Raw genomic sequence first — 24,977 nt, 5'->3', positions numbered from 1 at the left:
ATGACACATTTTAATGAAGGAACGATTCAATTCGAAGGGGCAGGCTCTAAGAATCCCCTGGCGTTTAAATATTATCAGGCTGATGAAAAAATTAACGGGAAGACAATGGCTGAGTGGATGAGATTCTCAGTTGCCTACTGGCACACATTTACAGCGGACGGCACAGACCCGTTCGGCGCGCCGACAATGGTACGCTCGTGGGACCGCTTCAGCGGCATGGATCTTGCAAAAGCGCGCGTTGAAGCAGCATTCGAGTTTTTTGAAAAGCTTGGTGTGCCGTACTTCTGCTTCCATGACGTGGATGTGGCGCCTGAAGGCAGTACGCTGAAAGAGTCATTTAAAAACTTTGATGAGATCACTGATATGATTGAATCTTATATGAAAACGTCTGATACAAAGCTGTTGTGGAACACTGCAAACCTGTTCACTCACCCGCGCTACGTGCATGGCGGTGCGACAACGAATAACGCAGATGTGTTCGCGTACGCTGCTGCCCAGGTGAAAAAAGGGCTTGATACAGCAAAGCGTCTCGGCGCTGAAAACTATGTATTCTGGGGCGGCCGTGAAGGGTATGAAACGCTGTTAAATACAGATATGAAGCTTGAAATGGACAACATGGCACGCTTTTTCCATATGGCACTTGATTACGCAAAGGAAATCGGTTATTCAGGTCAGTTCCTGATCGAACCGAAGCCGAAAGAACCAACGAAGCATCAATACGATTTTGATGTGGCAACAAGTCTGTCATTCCTACAAAAATACGACCTGGCTGATCATTTTAAATTTAATATTGAAGCGAACCACGCGACGCTTGCAGGTCACACATTTGAGCATGAGCTACGCCTTGCAAGAATCAACGGCATGCTTGGTTCTGTGGATGCCAACCAGGGTGACACGCTGCTTGGCTGGGACACGGATGAATTCCCGACTGATCTGTACGCTGCGACACTTGCAATGGTTGAGATCTTCCAAAACGGCGGACTCGGATCAGGCGGCCTGAACTTTGACGCGAAAGTAAGACGTGCATCATTTGCTCAGGAGGACCTGCTTGAAGCGCATATTGCCGGTATGGACAGCTTTGCGATCGGCGCAAAAGTTGCTGCAAAGCTCATCGAAGACCGCGTGTTTGATGGGGTGATTGAAAACCGCTACAAATCATTCACTGAAGGTGTGGGTCTTGATATCGTTAACGGTAAAGCAGACTTGAAATCACTTGAACAATACGCATTATCACTGGATGAAATCCGCAACGAATCCGGCAGACAGGAGCGTCTGAAAGGGATTTTGAATCAGTATTTGCTGGAGACATTATCGCAGGTGAGGGTTTAAAATACATGTCCCCCGGTACAACTTTGTCCCGGGGGATTTACATATGGAGGAATCATCATGAACTACGTAATCGGAATCGATCTTGGTACTAGCGCAGTCAAAGCGCTGTTAGTTAACCGTGAAGGCGAGGTTTTAAAAGAAGCGTCACGACCATACCCTGTTATGCACGAGAAATCCGGCTACAGTGAACAGGATCCTGAAGACTGGGTGAGAGGGTCGTTCGACGCGCTGCACGAACTTACCTCCGCTTTGACTGAAGATGAAAAAATTGATGGCATCAGCTTCTCCGGCCAGATGCACGGGCTTGTGATGGTAGACTGTGATGGCGCTGTGATCCGTCCGGCTATTTTATGGAATGATACGAGAACGACAGCTGAATGCTGTGAGATCATTGAGGTGCTCGGACAGGACCAGCTGCTTAAGCTGACAAAAAATCCTGCGCTTGAAGGCTTCACACTGCCGAAAATGCTTTGGGTGAAAAAGCATGAGCCTGAGAATTGGGACCAGCTGAGTCAGTTCATGCTGCCGAAGGATTATCTGCGGTACCGTATGACGGGAGAAGTGGCGATGGATCTGTCAGATGCTGCCGGGACGCTTTTATTAAATGTAGAAAAAGGTGAGTGGAGTAAAGAGGTGCTTCATGCATTTCAAATAGAAGAAACGCATTGCCCGCCGCTGCTTTTTTCCACTGATGAAGCAGGTGTTTTGCTATCGGAAGTTGTGGCTGCAACCGGTCTGCCGGCTGATACAAAAGTTTTTGCCGGAGGAGCGGATAATGGGTGCGGCGCGATCGGGTCAGGCGTGCTGAAGGAAGGCATGAGTATGTGCAGTATCGGAACTTCAGGTGTTGTGCTGTCATATGAAAACAGAGGTGATCTGGATTTTGACGGCAAAGTCCATTACTTTAACCACGGCGTGCCGGATGCTTACTATACAATGGGTGTGACGCTTGCTGCAGGCGACAGCCTTTCCTGGTATAGGCGGAATTTTGCTCCGGAAGTATCGTTTGAGACGCTCATTGAAGAGGCTGCAAAGACGCCACCTGGGGCTGAAGGGCTGCTGTTTACGCCTTATATTTCAGGGGAGCGCACTCCGTATGCTGATGCTGTGATCCGCGGCAGCTTTATCGGAATGGATCAGCGTCATTCAAGAGGTCATTTTACTAGGGCTGTGCTTGAAGGGATCACGTTCTCACTTCATGAATCCATTAACATTTTCAGAGAAGGCGGTAAGAAGATTGACCGTATTGTGTCTATTGGCGGCGGTGCGAAAAGTGATTTCTGGCTTCAGCTGCAGGCGGATATATTTGACGCAGACATCGTGAAGCTTACTTCCGAACAGGGACCGGGTATGGGTGCTGCGATGATTGCAGCAGTCGGCTCGGGATGGTTTACCCATTTAGATGAATGTGCGGAACGCTTTTTAAATGAAGAAAAGGTATATGTTCCAAAAATAGAAATGAAAGAACATTACAAAAATTTGTTTTACATCTATCAACAGGTGTACAATCAAACTAAAGAATTAAGTCGAATGCTGAATGACAGTAAGGAGCGTGTTGTGCAATGAAATACCGTCAGTTAGGTAATACAGAACTCAGTTTGAGTGAACTCAGCTTTGGAACATGGGCAATCGGAGGCGCATGGGGTCAGTCTGATGATCAGGAGGCACTCAAGTCACTGCATTATGCGATTGACCGTGGTGTGAATTTCTTTGATACAGCGGATGTGTATGGTGACGGCCACAGTGAGGAGCTGCTTGCAAAGGCAACGAAGGGGCAGGAGTCAAGTATTCACGTAGCGTCAAAATTTTGCCGTGCAGGTGACATTCATGATCCGAAAACATATGAGATGGCTCAGGTGGAGGCTTATCTGGATGCGAGTCTGAAGCGCCTTGAGCGGGAGCGGATGGATCTGTATCAGATTCACTGCCCGCCAAAGAAGATTCTCGAAGATGGCAGCGTGTTTGGCGTGCTTGATGAGCTGCAGCAAAAGGGGAAAATCCGTCATTACGGTGTGAGTGTGGAGACCGTTGAAGAAGGATTGATCTGTCTGCAGAATCCGAATGTGAAAAGTCTTCAAGTGATCTTTAATATTTTCCGTCAAAAGCCGCTGGAAGAGCTGTTTGTTGAGGCGAAGAAAAAAGGTGTCGGCATTATTACGCGACTGCCGCTTGCAAGTGGTCTGCTGACAAATAAATTCTCGCTTGACCATGAGTTTGAAGAGGACGATCACCGCCGTTTTAATGAGAACGGTGAGCAGTTCAATGTGGGAGAAACATTTGCAGGACTTGGTTTTAAAAAGGGTGTGGAGCTGACGAAAGAGCTTGAGTGGATTGCTGAGGGAAGAGTGAATATGGCACGTGCTGCACTGCGTTACATTCTCGACCAGGGGGAAGTAACCTGTGCGATTCCAGGGTTTAAAAATCAGTCTCAGATTGAAGAGAATCTTCAGGCACTGAATACGCCTTCTTTTTCTAAAAGTGAACTGAACCGTCTGCATGATTTCTATGTAAAAGAGGTGCATCCTCATATTCGCGGTGCATACTGACGAAACTGTCTGATTGTGACACAATCCAGTTTTTACCGCAACCATTTCGACAAAAAATTAAAAAAACTTTTACGGTTAAGAAGGATAAAGCAAGGGTAGAGGAGAAATAGGTAGTATAGCTTTTAAGATTCAAAGGAGGAGTTCACATGTTGAATTATAATATCAGAGGCGAGAATATTGAGGTAACTCCAGCGATCCGCGAATACGTGGAGAAAAAAATCGATAAGCTAGAGCGCTATTTCAACGATACACCTGATGCAAACGTACACGTTAACCTGAAGGTGTATAACGATAAGCAGACAAAGGCAGAGGTTACAATCCCGATGCCGAGACTGACTCTTCGCGCAGAAGAGCGTCATGAAGATCTGTACGCAGCGGTTGACTTAATCCTCGACAAGCTTGAGCGTCAGATTCGTAAGCACAAAACAAAAGTAAATCGTAAATTCCGTGAAAAAACAAATGAGCCTGAATTTTTCGCAACGACGGTTGACGCGGAAAATGGCATCGAAGAACTAGAGCCGGTGACTGTCGGCGCTGACGATGGAGACGAAAGCGAATTCGACATTGTCCGCACAAAGACATTCAATCTGAAACCAATGGACAGCGAAGAAGCTGTTCTTCAGATGAACATGCTTGGCCACAGCTTCTACGTCTTCACTGACGCTGACTCTAACGGTACAAATATCGTATACAAGCGTAAAGACGGAAAGTACGGCCTGATTGAAACTGAAGCTTGATTGAGAGAGGACGTCCTTTAGGGGGCGTTCTTTTTTGGGTTTTAGGTGCGGGAAGCGGGCGGGGGCGTTGCAGCGGGTGTCTTGTGCGACTGCGACCAATTCGCATCTCACTGCAACCGCGGGCGGTTTCACTGCACTCAACCCGGGTGTGTCCTGCACTCACGGGGCCAAACACTGCAACCACCAGCGAAAACACTGCACTCAGACCAGCACACAGCGAAGCCGCCCTGCATGCACTTGGGTAACAAGCTTTTGGTTTCTCAAGTGCATGAAGAGGGTGGGGCGCTGCAGCAGGTGCGAGTGGTCACTGCAGTTGTGGGTGATTTTACAACATCTGCACGCTGTTTTACTGCAGCAAACCCGGGTGTATCTGACAGCTGCGGGCCAAAAAACAACAGCAAACAGTGAAAACACTGCAACAGTACCCACCCCGCACCAAAAGAACAATCATTACAAAGGAGGATTCACATGAAAAATAAAGTAGCGCTTGTTACAGGTGCTTCAAGAGGCCTTGGAAAAAGCATCGCGGTCAAACTGGCTGAAGCCGGCGCAAAAGTGATCGTGAATTACCATAGCAATCAGGATAAAGCAGAAACGATCGTCCGTGAGATTCATGCGTTCGGCGGGGAAGCAGTTGCCATCCAGGCAGATGTGACAAGTCATGAAGGAGTGGAAAAGCTGATCAAGATTGCGCATCAAACTTTTCAGCAGCCGATTGAGATTCTCGTCAATAATGCTACAGGTCCGCAACCGGAGCTGTCTTTAGAAGATGTCACCTGGGAGGATTATCTGGATCAGCTGCATTTTACCGTGAAGGCTCCATTATTACTCACAAAAGCTGTGATGCCGGCTATGAAGAAAAATCAGTGGGGGCGTATTATTAATATTGGCAGTGAAGTTGTGGAGTTAGGAAACCCTGAGTTTTCAAATTATGTGACTGCCAAGTCCGCGGTCATTGGTATGACGCGCTCATGGGCGAATGAGCTTGGCAAACACAATATTACTGTAAATGCTGTGCATCCGGGTTTTATTCCCGTTGAGCGTCATGGAGAGGTGACAGAGGAAAGTGCATCTGGTTATGTGGCGGGCGTGCCTTTACAGCGGCTTGGAAAACCTGAAGATATCGCCGGCATGGTCCGTTATCTGGCGAGTGAAGAAGGGGAGTTTGTGACTGGACAGAATATCAACGTCAATGGAGGAAAAACGTTTGGGGTGTAAGGGTCCTTGTGCTTAGAATCGGGGCTGTGATGCCACTTCTGTTGCGTTCTCGCGTCTCCGTGTTACAATAGTGGGTGATTATTTTATAAAGGAAGTGCCCAAGATGCAGGAAATTGGACGTAATGAGCTGTGCCCGTGTGGCAGCGGTAAGAAATATAAGAAATGCTGTGCAAATAAAGTTGTAAATATCGAGACGATTTTAGTGAAGGATCAGATGGACCTTCAGCTTGGCTTTTTAAATGAAGCGATGGCGCCAAAGCAGTCATCATATAAAAAGGATTATGAGCATGTGCTTCAGGAAGTGCAGGACGTCTTTAATGAGCCTCAGTTCCTGACTGTATTTTTAACATATATTTTTGGGCTTCACGGCAAGCCATCAAGCTGGGAGCAGTTCCTGGAAGAGCGTATCCCTTCAGTTGAACGCCCGCGCCTGAAAGAGCTGCTTGAAAACTGGCAGCATCCGCAGCCTGTGATTGCAGAAGTAACGGAGATGGAAGAATTGACACGTGAAGTAGAGATGAAGGACTTGATCAGCGGTGAATCTTACCGTGTGACGATCCCTGAATTCCACTCGTGGGCGCCGATCGATTATCTCTTCACATTGCTGCTTCCATTTGAAGAGAAGTGGGTGCCGTTTGGCTTTATGTTCCCGTCTGTTTACACGAAAAAAGAGGCGGCCGCACTAAAGTCACGCGTTGAAAATCTGGCTGATGACCGCAATGAGTGGATCACAACAGAAGGTGTAGTCGATGTGATCACAGCGATTATCGCACGCGAAGAAGCTGAAAGTGACAGCTGGATTGATCAGATGACTGAACCACTTCAGTCTGATCTTCAAAAAGAAGCGCTTCATGAGCTGAAATCATTCTGGGATCAGCGCGATGAAGAGCTGTCTCTCTTCGCATGCCACATCACTTCAGCTTATTTTGCTGAGCATGGTGCAAAAGTGAGAAAGCCGTCAACTTACCTTGCAACGTTTTCATACCTGATGGCACAGCACGCAACTGAGCTGCCGATGACGCAGAAAGAAGCCGGTGAAGCGTTCGATGTAACAGCTTCAAGCGTGTCTTCAACTGCGCGTAAGGTGGAAGAGTGGTTTGTTGGTGAGCTTGAGGAATTGAAAAAGCAATCATAAGTTGGAAAGCCGTCAGATCAAGGATCTGGCGGCTTTTTTGCGTTTGGTGGTGGAGGACATATTGGCGCGGGTGAGGGTCGTTTCACGGCTGGCGGAGGTCGTATCGTGGGCTGCGAAGGTCGTATGAGCCAAGTTGAAGGTCTTGAACCGCCACCCCGGCTGCAACACCAGCCCTTTTCATGCATTTAAGACACTAAAAGTTTGTTTCCCAAGTGCATGCAGGGCGGCTTCGCTGTGCGCTGGCTTTGTTGTAGTATTTTTGCTGGCAGGTGTGGTATTCAGCCCTCCAGCTGTCGGATACACCAGGGTTTATTGCAGTGAAACTCTGCACAGCTGTTGTGAGAGGGCTCGCAGCTGTAGTAAGCCCGCTCACCATTCCCCAAAACCTTAACTAGAATTTTCCCTCTATTTAGACTATAATGAAATCTATTAATTCGAAATCCGAAATAAAGGGAGCGTACATATATGACGACTGATTACTTATATCATCCATTTTCATCCCAGAGAAACACTGTATTTGCAAAGCGGGGGATGGTGGCGACAAGCCAGCCGCTTGCTGCGCAGGCAGGGCTTGAGATTTTGCAGCAGGGCGGGAATGCGATTGATGCTGCGATTGCGACTGCTGCTGCGCTGACTGTTGTGGAGCCGACTTCTAACGGGATTGGCGGAGATGCCTTTGCACTTGTATGGACGAAGAATAAGCTTCATGGACTGAACGCGAGTGGTCCCGTGCCGCAGTTTATTTCAATAGAAGAAATGAAAAAACGCGGTTATGAGAAGATGCCCGTCTTTGGTGTGGAGCCGATTACTGTACCAGGCGTTCCGGCTGCGTGGGCTGAGCTTTCAGAAAAGCACGGCAAGCTTCCGTTTGAAAAGCTGATGGCACCGGCGATCCGTTTAGCTGAAGAGGGCTATCCAGTCTCACCAATTCTCGGAAAGTACTGGAAGGGTGCTGCTGAGAAATTCAAGGAGATTTTCAAAGATGACGTCTACCAATCCTGGTTTGACACATTCACACCTGAAGGCCGTGCACCTGAAATCGGGGAGATGTGGTCGTCAAAAGGGCATGCCGAAACGTTAAAAAGTATTGCGGATTCGAATGGTGAGAGCTTTTATAAAGGTGAGTTAGCTGATAAAATTGATGCTTATATGAAGGAGCACGGCGGCTACTTGTCAAAAGAGGATCTGGCAGCGTTCAAACCTGAGTGGGTGGAGCCTGTCTCAGTCAATTACCGCGGCTATGATGTGTGGGAAATCCCGCCGAACGGTCAGGGCATGATTGCACTGATGGCGCTGAATATTGCGCAGGGGTTTGAGTTTGACGAGTTCCAGAGTACTGAAACGTATCATAAGCAGATCGAATCGATGAAGCTTGCATTTACAGATGGGAAGGCGTTTATTACTGAGCCTGAGGATATGCCGATTTCAACGGAAGAGCTTTTATCAAAAGAATATGCGGATAAACGTCGCGCAGTCATTGATGAAAAAGCGATGGATCCAGAACCGATGGAACTACCTAAAGGCGGCACGGTATATCTCGCAGCAGCAGACGACGAAGGCAATATGATCTCGTATATCCAGAGCAATTATATGGGATTCGGTTCAGGTGTTGTGGTGCCTGAAACGGGGATTTCACTGCAGAACAGAGGGCATGACTTCAGTCTTGATGCTGAGCACCCGAATGCACTGAAGCCTGGCAAACGTACGTATCACACGATTATTCCCGGGTTCCTTACAAAAGACGGTGAGGCAGTAGGACCGTTTGGCGTGATGGGTGGTTATATGCAGCCGCAGGGGCATTTCCAGGTTGCGGTGAATACAATTGATTTCCATCTGAATCCGCAGGCAGCGCTTGATGCGCCGAGGTGGCAGTGGATGCATGGGAAAACGGTTCACGTGGAGCCGCACTTCCCGAACCATTTAGCGCAGGCGCTTGTAAGAAAAGGGCATACGATTCAGGTAACAACAGACGGCGGGTCTTTTGGTCGCGGACAGATTATCTGGCGCGATCCTGAGACCGGCGTGTTAAAAGGCGGGACGGAATCCCGTACAGACGGACAAATTGCAGCGTGGTGATGAGGAATGGCTAACAATAAACAGGGCGGTCTGTTCGTGGGATTTTTCAGAGTCGGCATTTTCGGCTTTGGCGGCGGACCGTCATCGATTCCACTTGTTCATAAGGAAGTAGTGGAACATTATAAATGGATGAGTGACGAAGAATTTTCAGATGTACTCGCGCTCGGTAATGCCATGCCGGGACCGATTGCAACAAAGATGGCAGGCTATATCGGCTACCGTGTGGGCGGGGTATTAGGCATGATCAATGCTGTATTTGCCACGACGTTTCCATCAGTTGTTGCGATGATTGTGATGCTGATGGCGCTGAATGCGTATCGCGACGTTGCCTGGGTAAACGGCATGTCGCAGGCTGTGGTACCGGTTGTCGGCGTACTGCTTGCTGTTTTAACATGGGATTTTGTAAAGAAGTCTAAAACTGCATTTGGCTGGGGCGTTGCCATTGCTTTGATTATTGGAAGCTTTGTGCTGCTTGAAATAGCAGGGCTTCATCCGGCGATTCTTATTTTGGGCATACTGCTGTATGCGCTGATCTTTGGCGGGAAACGGGGTGCGGAGAAATGATATACTGGGAAATCTTTTTAGCGTTTTTCATCCCCGGCATTCTCGGCTACGGCGGCGGACCGGCTTCTATTCCACTCGTTGAAAATGAAGTGGTGGACCGTTACGGCTGGATGACGACGCAGGAGTTTTCAGAAGTGCTCGCACTCGGCAACTCACTGCCGGGACCGATTGCGACAAAAATGGCCGGTTATATCGGGTATGCTGAAGGCGGGATTTTAGGTGCAGGTGTTGCACTTTTTGCAACGATCGCACCTTCACTTATTCTGATGATTGTCCTGCTCGGACTGATCATGAAATATAAAGATTCACCGCGTGTGAAAAAAATGTCCACACTCGTGCGCCCAACGATTGCTGTTCTTTTAGGCGTGATGACATGGGGATTTTTCGCAGATGCAATTGAGGCGACAGGTACTGTGCAGACAGTTGTTCTCGCAGTCATCAGCTTTGTTTTACTGGAGCGGTTTAAGGTGCATCCTGCATTTGTGATCGCAGGCGCGCTGGTTTACGGAGCGGTTTTTTTAGGGTAAATAAAAGCATCTTGATTTAGAGGAGTGCTGAATATGACGTATTCAATCGTGGGTTACGATCCGGTAGAAAAAGAGTGGGGCGTTGCGACGCAGTCAAAGTTTCTGGCAGTCGGCGCAGTCGTTCCGCATGCAGTGGCAGGTGTCGGGGCAGTGGCGACACAGTCGTATGCAAATACTGCCTACGGGCCTGAAGCAATGACTTATATTATGTCCGGTAAAACGGCTGAAGAGACGATCGAACTGCTGATTAAAGAAGATGAAGACCGCGACTACAGACAGGTTGGCATCGTTGATAATCAGGGCAACGCGGCTACATATACAGGTGAACAGTGCTACGACTGGGCAGGCGGCATGACTGGTAAAAACTTTGCAGTGCAGGGAAACATTCTGGTTGAAGGCACGGTGGAGTCAATGGCACGCGCTTTTGAAAATGCAGAAGGCCAGCCGCTCGCTGATAGACTGCTGGCAGCTCTCTCTGCCGGTCAGGCTGCAGGCGGTGACTCGCGCGGTCAGCAATCCGCTGCACTGTTAGTCGTAAAAGAACAGGGTGGATACGGCGGCTATAATGACCGCTTTATCGATCTGCGCGTAGACGATCACACAACGCCGGTGGATGAACTGGTGAGAATCTTCCGGCTGCATCAGCTGTACTTCGCACCATCTAAAAAAGAATTTCTCATGCCAATCGAAGGAGAAGTCGAGAAAAAGCTTGAGCTCCAGCTCGTGCGTCACGGCTATCTGAAAGACGGGATCACAATCGAAAAGGCACTCAGAAACTATCTGCATACAGAAAACTTCGAAATGCGTGAGCAGGCAGAAGGGTATGTGGATATGGAAGTTGTGGAGTATATGGAGCGTACATGATGTTCAAACCGGGCTGAGGCCCGGTTTTTGTTTTGGGGTTTTGTGGCGCGCGGTTGCAGTGTTTTGGCTGGTGGCTGTCGTGTTTCATGCCGCAGCTGTAAGATACACCCGGGTTTGTTGCAGTGAGACCGCGCGCAGGTGTAGTGAAACAACTGTCAGCTGTTGTGACCGTTCGCGTCCTTTGCAGCGCCCCACCCTCTTCATGCCCTTAAGAAACTAAAGGCTTGTTACCAAAGTGCATGAAAGGCGGCTTCGCTGTGTGCCGGCGCAGTTGCAGTGTTTTGGCTGGTGGCTGTCGTGTTTCGTGCCGCAGCTGTAAGATACACCCGGGTTTGTTGCAGTGAGACCGCGCGCAGGTGTAGTGAAACAACTGTCAGCTGTTGTGACCGTTCACGTTCGTTGCAGCACAACCCCCGTCCCCCTCCAATTCTTGTATCTCCCACCTGTAAGTGATAAGATAATTAGGTGTATAGATAGGTTTAATGGAAACGTAACAGGGGTATAAACCTTGTTTTGATATGAATAGCTAGGACGGTTTTTCCGCCCGTTATATAAAGGAGCGTTAACATGGCTGGAATTTTGAATAAAATTTTCGATGGAAACAAGCGAGATGTGAAACGTTTTGATAAAGTGGCTGACCAGGTCATTGCGAAGGCAGGCGACATTGAGCAGCTTTCTGATGAGCAGCTGCGTGCGAAGACGGATGAGTTAAAAGCCCGTTACGAGCAAGGTGAATCACTTGAAGATCTGATGCCGGAAGCTTTTGCAGTGGTCAAAGAGGGCGCAAAACGCGTGCTTGGACTGGACCCGTACCGCGTACAGATGATGGGTGCTGCTGCACTTCATGAAGGTAATATTGCTGAGATGAAAACCGGTGAAGGTAAAACGCTGACATCTACTATGCCGGTGTACCTGAACGCACTGACTGGAAAAGGTGTACACGTTGTGACAGTCAACGAATACCTTGCCAGCCGTGATGCTGAGGAAATGGGCCAGCTTTACAACTTCCTTGGACTCACAGTCGGATTGAATCTGAACAGCATGGATAAAGACCAGAAGCGTGAAGCGTATCTGGCTGATATCACATACAGCACGAATAATGAGCTTGGATTTGATTATCTGCGTGATAACATGGTCCTTTACAAAGAGCAAAAGGTTCAGCGTCCGCTGCATTTTGCCGTGATTGATGAAGTTGACTCGATTTTAATTGATGAAGCGAGAACGCCGCTGATTATCTCGGGTCAGGCTCAGAAAAATACGCAGCTTTATATTCAGACGAACGCATTTGTCCGTAACCTGAGAATAGATGAGGACTACACGTATGATGAAAAGACGAAGGGTGTACAGCTGACTGAAGACGGCATTACAAAAGCGGAGAGAGCATTCCGTATTGATAACCTGTATGATTATGCGCATGTTACGCTGAATCATCACATTACCCAGTCGCTTAAGGCGCATGCTTCCATGAAGCGTGACTTTGATTATGTTGTGGATGAAGGCAAAGTAGTCATCGTTGACCAATTTACAGGCCGATTAATGAAAGGCCGCCGTTACAGTGACGGACTGCACCAGGCGATTGAAGCAAAAGAAGGGCTCGAGATCCAGAATGAGTCTATGACAATGGCTTCGATTACATTCCAGAACTACTTCCGCCGCTATGAAAAGCTGTCCGGTATGACGGGTACAGCGAAAACTGAGGAAGAGGAATTCCGCAACATTTATAATATGAGAGTTGTGGTGATCCCAACAAACCGTGAAATCGTGCGTGATGACAAGGCTGATCTGATCTATGCTTCTGTTAAAGGAAAGCATATGGCAGCCGTTGAGGATATTGCAGAGCGCCATATGAAAGGCCAGCCGGTACTGGTTGGTACTGTGGCAATCGAAACATCAGAACTGATTGCCAGTGAACTAAAGAAAAAAGGCATTCCGCACAATGTACTGAATGCGAAAAACCATGGCAGTGAGGCACAGATTATTACAGATGCCGGTAAACGCGGTGCAGTTACGATCGCGACAAACATGGCAGGCCGTGGGACAGATATCAAGCTTGGCGACGGTGTAAAAGAGCTTGGCGGATTAGCAGTTATCGGTACTGAGCGTCATGAGTCACGCCGTATTGATAACCAGCTCCGTGGACGTGCCGGACGTCAAGGAGACCCTGGTGTCACACAGTTCTATCTTTCAATGGAAGATGATCTGATGCGCCGCTTCGGATCAGATAATATGAAGTCAATGATGTCACGTCTTGGCATGGATGATTCCCAGCCAATTCAGAGTAAAATGGTGACACGTGCAGTGGAGTCAGCGCAAAAACGTGTTGAGGGTAATAACTTTGATGCGCGTAAACAGCTTCTGCAGTATGATGATGTACTTCGTCAGCAGCGTGAAGTCATTTACACTGACCGCGATGAAATTCTTGAATCAGACAGCCTTCGTCATATCGTTGACAGAATGGTTGAAACGACTGTTCACAACGCAGTTGAAGCATACGCGCCAACGGTTGAAGAGAGCAGTAAGTGGGATCTGAAAGGTCTTGAAAACTTTATTTTCGCAAACCTTCTGCCTGAAAATGTGATCACAGCTGAAACGCTTGAAGGTAAGTCTAATGAGGAAATGAAATCACTCATTATGGATGAAGTGAATAAGCGTTACGATGAGCGTGAACAAGAACTTGGCGAGAGAATGCGTGAATTCGAAAAAGTGGTCCTTCTCCGTTCACTTGATACAAAATGGATCGACCATATCGATGCGATGGACCAGCTCCGTCAGGGTATTCACCTGCGTGCATACGGTCAGATCGACCCGCTGCGTGAGTATCAGAACGAAGGCTTCGCGATGTTCGAAACCATGCAGCAATCTGTGAATGAAGAAGTTACTAAGTACGTAATGAAAGCTGAAATCCGCAGCAACATCGAGCGTCAGGAAGTTGCAAAAGGACAGGCAGTCAATCCGAAAGAAGAAGGCGAAACAAAGAAAAAGCCACAGCCGGTCCGCCGCGAAAACACAGTCGGCCGCAACGACCCATGCCCATGCGGCAGCGGGAAGAAATATAAAAACTGTCACGGGGTTTAAAAAACTCACTGGACCGTTTTTTATAATTTAACATCAACGTATTAAAGGTTTATTCAGCTGACCCCTCGTAATGGAGGATTTAGCTTCTCGCACGGGGGCAGCATTTTTAGCAGATTAATTATGTGAAAGCTAGAGATTGATTTAGCACAGCTGGTGATTGAAGCGGAAGGGGACGACTCCAGCAGGAGAAGTCGGACAGGTGAGACCCCGCAGTACGAAGCACGAGGAGGCTCACCGCCGGCCCTGCGGAAAGCGTTCCCCTGGAGCGGAAATCACCAGCCAGCTTCAGCAGAACCATGGAAATAAAAAGAATTCAACATTAAGGTGGAACCCAAATGGAATTATCAGACGTAAGAAACGAGCTCGAAAAAACAGCCAGAGTCTTGGCGGACTTCAGGGGGTCTCTTTGACTTAGAAAACAAAGAGGCAAAACTCGCTGAAATCGATGAAATCATGGTCGAACCAACTTTCTGGGACGACCAGCAAAAAGCACAAAGCATCATCAACGACCAAAACGCACTAAAAGACGTTGTAAACGGCTATCAGAACCTGGTCGACACACAGGAAAACCTGGAAGTCACGCTCGAACTTTTAAAAGAAGAGCCAGATGAAGAAATGCACGCTGAAATGGTTACTGAACTCGAAACATTCCGGAAAACACTGGATGAATTCGAACTTCAGTTGCTACTTAGCGAACCATACGATAAAAACAATGCGATCCTTGAATTGCACCCGGGTGCTGGTGGAACCGAGTCTCAGGACTGGGGCTCAATGCTTCTCCGTATGTATCAGCGCTGGGGCGAAAAGCGTGGATTCAAAGTTGAAACGCTCGATTACCTTCCGGGTGATGAAGCGGGAATCAAATCAGTTACGATTTTATTCAAGGGACACAATGCTTACGGTTATCTGAAAGCGGAAAAAGGCGTACACCGTCTTGTCCGGATTTCACCATTTGATTCATCAGGCCGCCGTCACACGTCATTCGTGTCATGTGATATTATGCCTGAATTCAATGATGAAATTGAAATTGAGATCCGTACTGAAGACCTGAAAGTGGATACGTACCGTGCAAGCGGCGCCGGCGGTCAGCATATCAATACAACTGACTCTGCCGTGCGAATCACACATATTCCAACAGGCTCAGTCGTATCATGTCAGTCTGAACGCTCGCAGATCAAGAACCGTGAATCAGCGATGAAAATGCTGAAGTCAAAGCTCTATCAATTAAAAATTGAAGAGCAGGAACAGAAGCTTGCTGATATCCGCGGTGAGCAAAAAGAAATCGGATGGGGAAGCCAGATCCGCTCGTACGTGTTCCACCCGTATTCAATGGTTAAAGATCACCGTACAAATACGGAATCAGGAAACGTGCAGGGTGTAATGGACGGAGATATCGATCCATTCATTAACGCGTACCTGCGTTCAAGAATCGAACATTAATATTGATTCGCTGCCTGGTGAGGGTGGCGGATTTTTTATTTGGGGGATGAAGAAGCACTTAGCAAGTGGAATGTGACAATCGATTCTGACGTCAAGACCTTCGATTTGGCTGATATGACCTTCGCGGACGATCATACGACCTCCAACCCGGGTGTATCCAACCTTCGCTCGGCGTAATACGACCACCGCCAGCAAGAATACGACTTCGAAGCCCGCGTGCAGCGAAGCCGCCCTGCATGCCCTTAGGAAACAAGCTTTTAGTTTCTTGAGGGCATGAAGAGGTGAAGTGTTGCAACCTGTGGATGGGGTGATTGCAGCCAATTCTTGTGTGGCTGCAATCGCGGACTGTCTCACTGCAGCCAACCCGGGTGTATCCTGCAGCGGGGAAGCAAAACACGACATCCACCAGCCGAAATACTACAACCGCCCTTCAAAAACACACACTTCACCGCACTAACGCTCTAGCATGACAATATTCACAGAAATGTCTCTACATGCTATACTCTCTAGCGGTGTAAACTTGAATAGAGAAAGGATGAACGTCAATGGGTAAGCGTAATCGCCGGGGACAAAGTGAGCCAAAAGCCTGGCATGGTGCGATTGACTATGTATACGTGATTATCGGGGCACTGTTTGTCGCGATTTCTTTTAATGTGTTTTTACTTCCGAATGCCGTTGCTTCAGGCGGAACTAGCGGAATCAGTACAATTTTAAACGGGCTGTTCGAATGGCGGCCGGCTATTGTTCAGTACTCATTTAATATTCCACTGTTTATAGCAGGTGTCATCCTTTTAGGGAAAAACTTCGGGTTAAAATCTTTTGTAGGAACGCTTGCGCTCCCGGGGTGGGTTTTTTTAACGGAGAACTGGGCACCATGGACAGAGGAGCCTTTACTTGGCGCATTGTTCGGTGGAATTGGTGTCGGGATTGGTTTAGGAATTGTATTTAGAGGTAAAGCATCTACAGGCGGTACAGATCTGGCTGCGCAGATTATACATAAATACAGCGGCCTTGGCCTTGGGACAAGTATTGCGATTATTGACGGACTCATCGTTCTCAGTTCAGCCATTGTATTCAGTATTGAGCAGGGATTATATGCACTGATCGCGCTGTATGTGACAAGTAAAACAATTGATCTTGTACAGGTGGGATGGCAGCGTTCGAAAATGGTGCATATCATTACGAATCGCCAGGAAGAGATCAGCCGTGCTATTTTTGATGAAGTGGACAGAGGTGTGACAAAGCTGTCAGCATATGGCGGTTACACAGATCATGAGCGTCCGATTCTGATGTGCGTGATTGATCAGACAGAATTTACAAAGCTGAAAAATGTAGTAAAAAAGATCGATCCAAAAGCTTTTGTCATTGTAAATGACGCGTCCGAAGTGTTAGGAGAAGGTTTTAAACGGGAGTAAATGTTATTTTAAGAAAATTATTAAAAAAATTGAAGATGAGGTGAAGTTTGATGAAAAAATGGTGGTTAGGTGCAGCGCTAGTGTCTTCGATGATGCTTGCAGCATGCGGCGGCGGTGAAGAAGAAGCAGCGGATACAGGATCTTCAGCAGGTGAAATGGATCCGGAAACTATTTTTATTGGCAATTGTGCAGGTTGTCATGGTGACAATCTTGAAGGTGCCAGTGGTCCAAACCTTGAAGAAGTAGGATCAAGACTGAGTCAGGATGAGATTCTTCAGGTGATTCAGGAAGGTCAGGGAAGAATGCCTGGGAATTTAATTGAAGGTGAAGAGGCTGAAGTTGTAGCTGAATGGCTTTCAGGAATGCAATAATGATTCATCCAAAAGCATCTTTTTCCAATATGGAGAAAGGTGCTTTTTTATATTTCACTGTCGAAATGAAACTGTAATATAATTGTCGTTAACAAAATTCGCTAGAATGATATAATGTTCTTGTGCCAAAAATCGATAAACTGATATATTTAGCTATTTATTCCTATTATATTGGCGATTTCGGGGCCGAAGACAGCCAGAACCAGTCATCGTGAAATTTACAGATAAGGTGAGTATTTTTTATATGATACAGATGAAAGAAGTATACAAAAAGTACCCGAACGGTATCATGGCTGCAAACGGTTTTGATGTGAAGATCCAGGCAGGAGAGTTCGTCTATGTAGTCGGACCGAGTGGCGCTGGTAAATCTACATTTATCAAAATGATGTACCGTGAAGAAAAACCGACAAAAGGGACGATTAATGTTAACGGCATTGATATTGCGAAGCTCAAGACCAATCGAGTGCCTTATCTTCGCAGAAATATCGGCGTTGTATTCCAGGATTTCAAGCTCCTGAACAAGCTGACCGTTTTTGAAAATGTTGCATTTGCTTTAGAAGTAATTGAGGAAGAGCCAAAGGTGATCAAACAGAAAGTAATGGAAGTGTTGGATCTTGTAGGATTGAAACACAAAGCCCGCATGATGCCCGATGAGCTTTCCGGAGGGGAACAACAGCGAGTTTCTATCGCACGCTCTATCGTGAATTCACCTAAAGTAGTGATCGCGGATGAGCCGACAGGAAACCTTGATCCGGAGACTTCATGGGAAATTATGAATTTGTTTGAAGAAATTAACTCACGCGGCACAACAATTATTATGGCTACGCATAACCGTGAAATAGTGAACACGATCCGCCACCGTGTCATTGCCATTGAAAATGGTGTCATTGTCCGTGACGAACAACGGGGGGATTACGGTTATGAAAGCTAGAACATTACTCAGACACTTCAGAGAAAGCTTTAAGAGTCTGGCAAGAAATGGATGGATGACATTCGCATCCGTCAGCGCTGTTACCGTTACATTGCTACTTGTCGGCGTGTTCACAGCATTGATGCTGAATATGAATAAGGCCGCTGATGATATTGAAAACGACGTTGAAATGAATGTCTATGTTGATCTTGAAGCAGATCAGCAGGCAGTCACAACGCTCGAACAGGAGATAGAACAGCTCTCCGGAGTCGAGTCGATTGAATACTCGACCAAGGAAGAAGAATTATCCGGCTTAATTGACAGCTTCGGTGAAGAGATGGCACTGTTCGAACAGAACAATCCACTCCGTGATAAATTCGTCGTCAAGGCCGTTGATCCGAGACAGACTGAACGCCTTGCATCCCAGATCGGCACATTCGAGAGTACGTACTCAGTTGAGTATGGGGAAGGCAAGATCGAACAACTATTCAGCGTACTTGAAGTCAGCAGAAATGTCGGTGCAGTTTTAATCTTTGGTTTACTGTTTACCGCAATGTTCCTGATTTCAAACACAATTAAGATCACAATTGTTGCAAGAAAAACAGAAATTGAGATTATGAAACTGGTTGGGGCTTCTAACTGGTTTGTCAGAATTCCATTCATTCTTGAAGGAATCTGGCTCGGTATCATCGGTTCCATTCTGCCGATCGCAGCCGTATCCATGATCTACTACAACGTGTATGAATATATGCAGCCACGGTTAGAAAATTCATTTATCCAGATCCTTGAATTCTCACCGTTTATATACCAGATTAACGCATTAATACTTCTGATGGGCGTCGTAATCGGCGTATGGGGAAGCTTTATGTCCGTTAGAAAATTCCTGCGTGTATAAATTATAAAGCTATGTAAAAGTTACATGTCGTTTTTGCACAGCTGTTGATTGAAGCGGAAGGGGACGACTCCAGCAGGAGAAGTCGGACAGGTGAGACCCCGCAAGCGCCCCGCGCTGAGGAGGCTCACCGCCGGCCCTGCGGAAAGCGTTCCCCTGGAGCGAAAATCAACAGCCAACTTTTATAAAGCCAAATAGAAAACAGTAATGCTAGATTCGAAGGGAGAACAGTTTTGTGAAAAAGTCATTCGTCAGCCTGTCATTGGCAGCAGCACTCGTTGCAGGAAGCATTCCGGCAATCAACACAGCTTCTGCTGAAACTTTAAATAACTTAAAAGAAGAACGTTCATCAATTGAGAACCAGCGTGAAGAAATCAGCGGTGAGATCAGCACAACAAACAACCGCATTGAAGAGATTATAAAAGAGCAGGAGAAAGTAACTGCTCAAATCAAAAAACTTGATAGCAAGATTGAAGATACAGAAGGTAAGATCAATTCAGTTTCAGGTGAAATTGATGATACAAACGCTCAGATTGAAAAGCTCCGTGGAGAAATCGAAGAGCTGAAGAAAAAGATTGAAGAGCGTACAGCACTTCTTGAAGAACGTGCACGTGCAATCCAATTGACAGGCGGTTCAGTCAGCTATGTTGACGTACTGCTTGGCGCTGAAAACTTCGGAGATTTTATTGACCGTTTCTCAGCAGTGAACACACTTGTTTCTGCTGACCGCAAAATCATGGAGGAACAGCGTCAGGATAAAGAGTCTTTAGAACAGAAAGAAGAAGAAGTACAGCAGCAGCTTGCTGAACTTGAAGCTCAGAAAGCTGAGCTTGACGGATTAAAATCAGAGCTTGATGGCCAGAAAGCTGACAAGGGTTCACTAATGGACGAACTTGAAGCGAAGCAGGCAGAGCTTGAAGATGAAAAAGCAGAACTTGTTGAACAGGATGAGCACCTGCACGAAATGGCAGCAGATGTTGAAGACAAAATCATTGCTGAGCAGGAACGCCTTGCAGAGCTTGCAAGACAGCGTGAAATTGAGCGCCAGAAAGAACTTGAGCGCCAGCGTCAGGCAGAAGAAGAGCGTAAGGCGGCGGCTGCTGCGGCAGCATCTGCATCACAGACAAGCGGATCTTCAGCATCATCACCTTCTCCTGCACCGTCTGCACCGGCAGTTTCAGCACCGGTATCAGGTGGAGACTGGACAAGTCCTTCTTACGGAAGAATGACTACTGAATTTGGTTATGATGTTTTAAATGGAAAAACAAGATATCATTACGGTATTGATATTGCGAATTCACCTGGAACGCCTGTTTCTGCAGCAGCTTCAGGCTATGTAGTTGAAGCCGGTTATAATGACGGTGGATATGGCAATATGGTATTAATTACGCATAACATCAATGGCCAGTCGATTACAACGCTATATGCTCACCTAAGCAGCATCGGTGTTTCTCAGGGAAGCTACGTTGAAAAAGGTCAGTATATCGGCGGCATGGGTAATACAGGTTACTCATTCGGCTCACATCTTCACTTCGAAGTTCACGAAGGTGGATGGAACGGATCTAAATCAAATGCTGTAAACCCTCGTAAATATATCTCATTCTAATCTGGTAAGCTCCCAAACTTCGGTTTGGGAGCTTTTTTGATGTCTAACTATTTTTACACCTGCATATACTCCCACCGAGGAGGGACTGTATATGTCTGTTCAAAGATTGAAGGCTGTGGGGTGGACATTTGCTGTCATGTGTTGTGCCGGATTGTTTTTAATAATCAATATAGAACCTGAAACCAGTGAGCCGGTGATGAAAGAACAGCGCATTGCAGCGCCGGATTTCACACTTCAGTTGCAGGATGGCAGCACCGTGACAAAAGAGGACTTGTCAGGTAAACCGCTGATCCTTAATTTCTGGACAAGCTGGTGTCCGCCTTGTATTGAGGAAATTCCGGAGCTGAAGTCTTTTGTGAAAGCGCATCCGGATATCACATTAATCGGTGTAAATATGACAAAGGAAGAATTCAAGAAAGAGTCTGCTGAACAGTTTATAAAAGATCATGAATTTAACTTTCCGGTTGCTTATGACGAAGAAGGTACAATGCAGAAAGCATTCCGGATTTTTACAATACCGGTTACGGTGATCATTGTGCCTGACGGATATGTGGGTAAGACGTTTTTCGGTCCGGTGACAGCCGCTAAGCTTGAGGAAGCGATGAATCAACTTCTAAGTGAAAATACTGCCTCATAGCGTATAAAAGGGAGGGGGAAGCTGGTGAAAAGAGTACTGATGATTATTTTATGTATGGTCCTTGGGGCCGGCGTTTATTACAGTGCTGACCGTTTTTTGATGAAGCGTGTTCCAGAAGAAGTGTCACTTGAGCAATCTAAAATTGAAAAGGCGCAGCAGATGATCAAGGACAGTTATGTTGAAAAGGTCGATGAACAGGTGCTGCTTGACGGTGCGCTAAAAGGCATGGTTGCAGCGCTTGGTGATCCTTATTCAGTCTATATGGATGAACAGGCGTCCAAGCAGTTTCACCAGTCACTGGATTCCACGTTCAGCGGAATTGGAGCAGAGATTACACAGGAGGAAGGAAAGTTTTTAATCGTGGCGCCGCTGAAAGATTCTCCGGCAGAAGAAGCGGGTCTGAAGCCAAATGACGTGATCACTCACGTCGATAACGAAGAAATTAACGGGCTGACGATCTATGAGCTGACAGCTAAAATTAGAGGTCCTAAAGGCAGCCGCGTGCAGCTTGGCATCGAGCGCAGCGAGTCGGAAAAATCACTGACAATCAATGTTGTCAGAGACGATATTCCTGTAGAAACCGTAACGCATAAAATGTATGAGCGTGAAGGAAAGAAAACCGGTTACATAGAAATTAAAACGTTTGGTGAAGGAACCGGTAAGGATGTGAGACTTGCTTTAGAAGAGCTTGAAAAATCAGAGCTCGCCGGACTGATTGTTGACGTTCGCGGAAATCCGGGTGGCCTGCTTTCAAGTGTGGAGGAAGTGCTCAGTCATTTTATTACAGATAAAAAACCATTTATGTATGTAGAACAGCGCTCAGGGAAACGGGAAGCACTGACTTCAGCAACAAAAGCTAAGAAGGAGTATCCGATCACGGTGCTGATCGATGAAGGCAGCGCGTCAGCATCGGAAATTCTGGCGGCAGCGATGTATGAAGTGGAAGGCTATACGCTGATCGGTACAACAACTTTTGGCAAAGGGACAGTCCAGCAGTCACTCGAACTTGGTGATGGCAGTCAGATGAAGCTGACTGTATCCAAATGGCTGACGCCAGACAAGCGCTGGATTCATAAAAAAGGCATCCAGCCGACACTTGAAGTCGTACAGCCTGATCTATTCGAACTTTCACCGGTGCAGTCATCGATCATTCTGAAAAGAGGGATGAACGATGAACGGGTGTCAGCACTTCAAAAGCTGCTCATTGGACTTGGATATGAAGTGGACCGCACTGATGGTTATTTCAGTAACAGTACGGAAAAAGCGATCCTTTCATTTCAAAAGAAATCTAATCTGAAAGAAACCGGTGAAGTGAATACTTCCACACTGAAAAAACTCACTACAACGCTTGAAGATTATAAGAAAAACCCGAACCACGATCATCAGCTTCAGTCAGCAATTGAATTTATCGCCCGTCATTAAGCGGCGAAATTCCTATACAGCGATTGCTCCCGGTCTGATACAATAAATAGAAGAATTTGTTTTTGACCGGGGGGATCGTATGTTAAGTAACTGGCTGAATGAATTGCCTGGCGCACTCCTGTCAGGCGTACTCAATCCGGTTTTCATCATTGCTGTACTTGCAGCCGTCATTGCAGGAGTAGTCAGAGTCAAAAGAGAACGGCGTGACTTAAGAACAGCTGTGAAGCCATGGTACATAGAAAGTTTCAGCTTAATTGGCGTTTCGCTGATTATCGGAATTGTGCTCTCCGGGGTGATCAGCGGAGCGGGTTTTGTGCTCGAAACATCGTGGATCTATGCAGTCAGTCTGCTGATGATTCTATTCACAGTGACTGGTCAGTTCAGGCTGCTATCTGCAGGTTTTATATTTCCAATCGCTTTTATAACAATGAATACAATGAGTTATTTTAATGTGACTCTGCCTGATTGGGTGCCATCATTGCCGCAAACCTTTGTTGCAGCAGGTATAATCATGGGTCTGCTGCTGATTGCAGAAGGGCTGCTCATTCAGATGAACGCAGTCAAACAGACGTCACCACGCTTTGTAAAAACGCCGCGCGGAATGAAAGCCGGCGCATTTTTCACCAAAAGAATCTGGCTTGTCCCTTTATTGATTCCCGTTCCTGATGGACTGATCAGCGAGGCAGGCTGGTGGCCACTGCTTAGTATGGGTGATTCGTATTCACTGATGATCCTTCCAGCAGTGCTCGGCTATCAGCTGACAGTCGTTCACGATCTGCCGCAAAGCATTCTGAAAGTAAACGCAGCGCAGGTCATCTGGCTCGGCGTACTGACTTCGGTTCTTGCAGCAGGCTCAATCTGGGCACCGTATTTGATTCTTGCTTCATTCGCAATCGCGTTTGCAGGTAAAGTTTTCATAATGCTAAAAACGCGTAAAGTCTGCAGAAGGTCCGGATATCATTTTATCAATGGAGATAAAAGCGTCATGATCATCGACGTCCTGCCTGGCACGCCCGCTGCTAAAATGGGTCTGCTGCGCGGTGAAATGATCCATAAAGTAAACGGTCAGATCGTCAGCAACGAACGCGAATTTTATCAGGCGGTCCAAAAAAGCCGTGCGCACTGCAAACTCGAAGTTCTTAATCATGCAGGAGAAGTCCGCTACACCCAGGCTGCCCTGTATGAAGGCCAGCACCACCAGCTCGGATTAATCTTAATAGATGACCGGAAACGTGAAACAGCCTGAGGGATCAGGCTGTTTTTTGTTTGTGGGGCCGGGGATGTGAGGGAGATGAATAATTAGCACAGGTGATAGTATAAATGAGGAAGGTGAGGGATAAATGGTAAGAGGTGTAACAATTATCATGATGTCAGGCTCATCAGGATGAAATAAATGAATAAGGTGATTGAATCATTCTAAAAGGTGATAGAAAAAACTCCTCCCACTTCCTCAATGCCATTGAGACAATTATTTTACAAACTCTGTATTGTACAACGTTACCTGTCAATGCTACTATTAGCTAAATTATATAATGGGGTGAGCTTATGGGGATCCATCATTACTTTAAAAGTCTGTCAGACATGGAAAAGCTGTACCGCTGTCCGGGTAAGTTCAAATACAATGAACATACAGTAGCAGCCCATTCTTTTAAAGTCACAAAAATCGCCCAGTTCCTCGGAACAGTCGAAGAACATCACGGTAAAACAGTTAACTGGAAAAATCTTTACGAAAAAGCATTAAACCATGATTACCCTGAAATCTTCACAGGTGATATTAAAACACCAGTGAAATACGCCTCCTCAGAATTGAACCGCCTCTTCAGTGAAGTGGAAGAGGAGATGGCGCACAAATTTGTACTGGCTGAATTCCCTGATGAATACCAGTCGATCTATCTGTCGCGCTTTAAAGAGGGGAAAGACCGTACACTTGAAGGAAACATTTTATCCGTAGCAGATAAAATCGACCTGCTGTACGAATCATTCGGTGAAATCCAAAAAGGCAATCCGGAGCCGATTTTTCTTGAGATCTACCAGGAAGCTCTTTCTACGATCTTAAGATTCCGTGAAATGACGAGCGTTGCATTCTTTCTTGAAAAAGTACTGCCGGATATGCTCGCTGAAAAGTTTATTCCACACTCAGAGCTGAGTAAAATTACGGAAAATCTTATTGCAGCATCAAAGTGAGTCCAGTATGATGAAAACGTGAGGTGATC

22 protein-coding genes are annotated in these 24,977 nt (G+C 46.7%); all 22 read left to right on the top strand.

Annotation, left to right across the window (positions count from 1 at the left end; all coding sequences use genetic code 11):
- The 22 genes from xylA (at nt 1) to KP77_RS13205 (ending at nt 24,948) form a co-directional block, all read left to right on the top strand.
- Nucleotides 1-1,329 (top strand): xylose isomerase, encoded by a 1,329-nt coding sequence (xylA, locus tag KP77_RS13310; protein ID WP_041123219.1) that lies wholly within the window; start codon nt 1-3, stop codon nt 1,327-1,329.
- A gap of 57 nt (nt 1,330-1,386) precedes the next feature.
- Entirely contained in the window at nt 1,387-2,895 is a 1,509-nt protein-coding gene (xylB, locus tag KP77_RS13305; protein WP_041123218.1) for a xylulokinase, read from the top strand.
- Nucleotides 2,892-3,875: an aldo/keto reductase gene (locus tag KP77_RS13300; RefSeq protein WP_041123217.1), complete on the top strand. Its 984-nt coding sequence runs from the start codon at nt 2,892-2,894 to the stop codon at nt 3,873-3,875. Before xylB ends, KP77_RS13300 begins: the two co-directional genes overlap by 4 nt.
- Nucleotides 3,876-4,021: 146 nt before the next feature.
- A complete protein-coding gene (gene hpf, locus KP77_RS13295) occupies nt 4,022-4,612 on the top strand; it encodes a ribosome hibernation-promoting factor, HPF/YfiA family (protein WP_041123216.1) in 591 nt (196 codons plus the stop codon).
- A gap of 468 nt (nt 4,613-5,080) precedes the next feature.
- Nucleotides 5,081-5,830, top strand: a complete 750-nt coding sequence (locus tag KP77_RS13290) for an SDR family NAD(P)-dependent oxidoreductase (protein WP_041123215.1) — start codon at nt 5,081-5,083, stop codon at nt 5,828-5,830.
- A gap of 103 nt (nt 5,831-5,933) precedes the next feature.
- Nucleotides 5,934-6,965: an SEC-C domain-containing protein gene (locus KP77_RS13285; RefSeq protein ID WP_041123214.1), complete on the top strand. Its 1,032-nt coding sequence runs from the start codon at nt 5,934-5,936 to the stop codon at nt 6,963-6,965.
- Nucleotides 6,966-7,430: 465 nt separating this feature from the next.
- A complete protein-coding gene (locus KP77_RS13280; protein WP_041123213.1) occupies nt 7,431-9,041 on the top strand; it encodes a gamma-glutamyltransferase family protein in 1,611 nt (536 codons plus the stop codon).
- Nucleotides 9,042-9,047: 6 nt separating this feature from the next.
- Nucleotides 9,048-9,605 carry a chromate transporter gene (locus KP77_RS13275; RefSeq protein ID WP_041123212.1) on the top strand — a complete coding sequence of 186 codons (558 nt, stop codon included), beginning with the start codon at nt 9,048-9,050 and terminating at the stop codon, nt 9,603-9,605.
- On the top strand, nt 9,602-10,132 hold the full coding sequence (locus KP77_RS13270; RefSeq protein WP_041123211.1) for a chromate transporter: 531 nt from the start codon (nt 9,602-9,604) through the stop codon (nt 10,130-10,132). Before KP77_RS13275 ends, KP77_RS13270 begins: the two co-directional genes overlap by 4 nt.
- A gap of 33 nt (nt 10,133-10,165) precedes the next feature.
- Entirely contained in the window at nt 10,166-10,996 is an 831-nt protein-coding gene (locus KP77_RS13265; protein WP_041123210.1) for a DUF1028 domain-containing protein, read from the top strand.
- Nucleotides 10,997-11,563: 567 nt separating this feature from the next.
- A complete protein-coding gene (gene secA / locus KP77_RS13260; protein ID WP_041123209.1) occupies nt 11,564-14,071 on the top strand; it encodes a preprotein translocase subunit SecA in 2,508 nt (835 codons plus the stop codon).
- Nucleotides 14,072-14,406: 335 nt separating this feature from the next.
- A protein-coding gene (gene prfB, locus KP77_RS13255) for a peptide chain release factor 2 (RefSeq protein ID WP_407637933.1) occupies nt 14,407-15,511 on the top strand; the annotation gives its coding sequence in 2 pieces (ribosomal slippage) (nt 14,407-14,466 and nt 14,468-15,511; 1,104 coding nt in all).
- Between the two features lie 289 nt (nt 15,512-15,800).
- Nucleotides 15,801-15,968 carry a hypothetical protein gene (locus tag KP77_RS18200; protein WP_160289531.1) on the top strand — a complete coding sequence of 56 codons (168 nt, stop codon included), beginning with the start codon at nt 15,801-15,803 and terminating at the stop codon, nt 15,966-15,968.
- Between the two features lie 88 nt (nt 15,969-16,056).
- Nucleotides 16,057-16,926 (top strand): YitT family protein, encoded by an 870-nt coding sequence (locus KP77_RS13245; protein ID WP_041123206.1) that lies wholly within the window; start codon nt 16,057-16,059, stop codon nt 16,924-16,926.
- 50 nt (nt 16,927-16,976) lie between these two features.
- A complete protein-coding gene (cccB, locus tag KP77_RS13240) occupies nt 16,977-17,297 on the top strand; it encodes a cytochrome c551 (RefSeq protein WP_041123205.1) in 321 nt (106 codons plus the stop codon).
- Nucleotides 17,298-17,541: 244 nt separating this feature from the next.
- Nucleotides 17,542-18,228 (top strand): cell division ATP-binding protein FtsE, encoded by a 687-nt coding sequence (gene ftsE / locus KP77_RS13235; RefSeq protein WP_041123204.1) that lies wholly within the window; start codon nt 17,542-17,544, stop codon nt 18,226-18,228.
- On the top strand, nt 18,218-19,102 hold the full coding sequence (gene ftsX / locus KP77_RS13230) for a permease-like cell division protein FtsX (RefSeq protein WP_041123203.1): 885 nt from the start codon (nt 18,218-18,220) through the stop codon (nt 19,100-19,102). The genes ftsE and ftsX overlap by 11 nt, the downstream gene beginning before the upstream one ends.
- Nucleotides 19,103-19,334: 232 nt before the next feature.
- Nucleotides 19,335-20,705 carry a murein hydrolase activator EnvC family protein gene (locus tag KP77_RS13225; RefSeq protein ID WP_041123202.1) on the top strand — a complete coding sequence of 457 codons (1,371 nt, stop codon included), beginning with the start codon at nt 19,335-19,337 and terminating at the stop codon, nt 20,703-20,705.
- A gap of 91 nt (nt 20,706-20,796) precedes the next feature.
- Nucleotides 20,797-21,342: a TlpA family protein disulfide reductase gene (locus KP77_RS13220; protein WP_052474212.1), complete on the top strand. Its 546-nt coding sequence runs from the start codon at nt 20,797-20,799 to the stop codon at nt 21,340-21,342.
- Between the two features lie 24 nt (nt 21,343-21,366).
- Nucleotides 21,367-22,764, top strand: a complete 1,398-nt coding sequence (locus KP77_RS13215) for a S41 family peptidase (RefSeq protein WP_235420720.1) — start codon at nt 21,367-21,369, stop codon at nt 22,762-22,764.
- Nucleotides 22,765-22,843: 79 nt separating this feature from the next.
- Entirely contained in the window at nt 22,844-24,010 is a 1,167-nt protein-coding gene (locus KP77_RS13210) for a PDZ domain-containing protein (protein ID WP_041123200.1), read from the top strand.
- A 299-nt stretch (nt 24,011-24,309) separates the two neighbouring features.
- Nucleotides 24,310-24,948 carry an HD domain-containing protein gene (locus KP77_RS13205; RefSeq protein ID WP_041123199.1) on the top strand — a complete coding sequence of 213 codons (639 nt, stop codon included), beginning with the start codon at nt 24,310-24,312 and terminating at the stop codon, nt 24,946-24,948.
- Nucleotides 24,949-24,977: the final 29 nt, after the last annotated feature.

Origin of the sequence: Jeotgalibacillus alimentarius, assembly GCF_000829445.1 — a bacterium.
In the GTDB taxonomy this organism is placed as follows: domain Bacteria; phylum Bacillota; class Bacilli; order Bacillales; family Jeotgalibacillaceae; genus Jeotgalibacillus; species Jeotgalibacillus alimentarius.
Note: the sequence above shows the minus strand (reverse complement) of the source record. Positions and strands in the feature narration are given on the sequence as shown.

Coding starts and splice junctions, on each gene's coding strand:
- xylA (WP_041123219.1), top strand. CDS start 1: ATGACACATTTTAATGAAGGAACGATTCAATTCGAAGGGGCAGGCTCT.
- xylB (WP_041123218.1), top strand. CDS start 1,387: ATGAACTACGTAATCGGAATCGATCTTGGTACTAGCGCAGTCAAAGCG.
- KP77_RS13300 (WP_041123217.1), top strand. CDS start 2,892: ATGAAATACCGTCAGTTAGGTAATACAGAACTCAGTTTGAGTGAACTC.
- hpf (WP_041123216.1), top strand. CDS start 4,022: ATGTTGAATTATAATATCAGAGGCGAGAATATTGAGGTAACTCCAGCG.
- KP77_RS13290 (WP_041123215.1), top strand. CDS start 5,081: ATGAAAAATAAAGTAGCGCTTGTTACAGGTGCTTCAAGAGGCCTTGGA.
- KP77_RS13285 (WP_041123214.1), top strand. CDS start 5,934: ATGCAGGAAATTGGACGTAATGAGCTGTGCCCGTGTGGCAGCGGTAAG.
- KP77_RS13280 (WP_041123213.1), top strand. CDS start 7,431: ATGACGACTGATTACTTATATCATCCATTTTCATCCCAGAGAAACACT.
- KP77_RS13275 (WP_041123212.1), top strand. CDS start 9,048: ATGGCTAACAATAAACAGGGCGGTCTGTTCGTGGGATTTTTCAGAGTC.
- KP77_RS13270 (WP_041123211.1), top strand. CDS start 9,602: ATGATATACTGGGAAATCTTTTTAGCGTTTTTCATCCCCGGCATTCTC.
- KP77_RS13265 (WP_041123210.1), top strand. CDS start 10,166: ATGACGTATTCAATCGTGGGTTACGATCCGGTAGAAAAAGAGTGGGGC.
- secA (WP_041123209.1), top strand. CDS start 11,564: ATGGCTGGAATTTTGAATAAAATTTTCGATGGAAACAAGCGAGATGTG.
- KP77_RS13245 (WP_041123206.1), top strand. CDS start 16,057: ATGGGTAAGCGTAATCGCCGGGGACAAAGTGAGCCAAAAGCCTGGCAT.
- cccB (WP_041123205.1), top strand. CDS start 16,977: ATGAAAAAATGGTGGTTAGGTGCAGCGCTAGTGTCTTCGATGATGCTT.
- ftsE (WP_041123204.1), top strand. CDS start 17,542: ATGATACAGATGAAAGAAGTATACAAAAAGTACCCGAACGGTATCATG.
- ftsX (WP_041123203.1), top strand. CDS start 18,218: ATGAAAGCTAGAACATTACTCAGACACTTCAGAGAAAGCTTTAAGAGT.
- KP77_RS13220 (WP_052474212.1), top strand. CDS start 20,797: ATGTCTGTTCAAAGATTGAAGGCTGTGGGGTGGACATTTGCTGTCATG.
- KP77_RS13210 (WP_041123200.1), top strand. CDS start 22,844: ATGTTAAGTAACTGGCTGAATGAATTGCCTGGCGCACTCCTGTCAGGC.
- KP77_RS13205 (WP_041123199.1), top strand. CDS start 24,310: ATGGGGATCCATCATTACTTTAAAAGTCTGTCAGACATGGAAAAGCTG.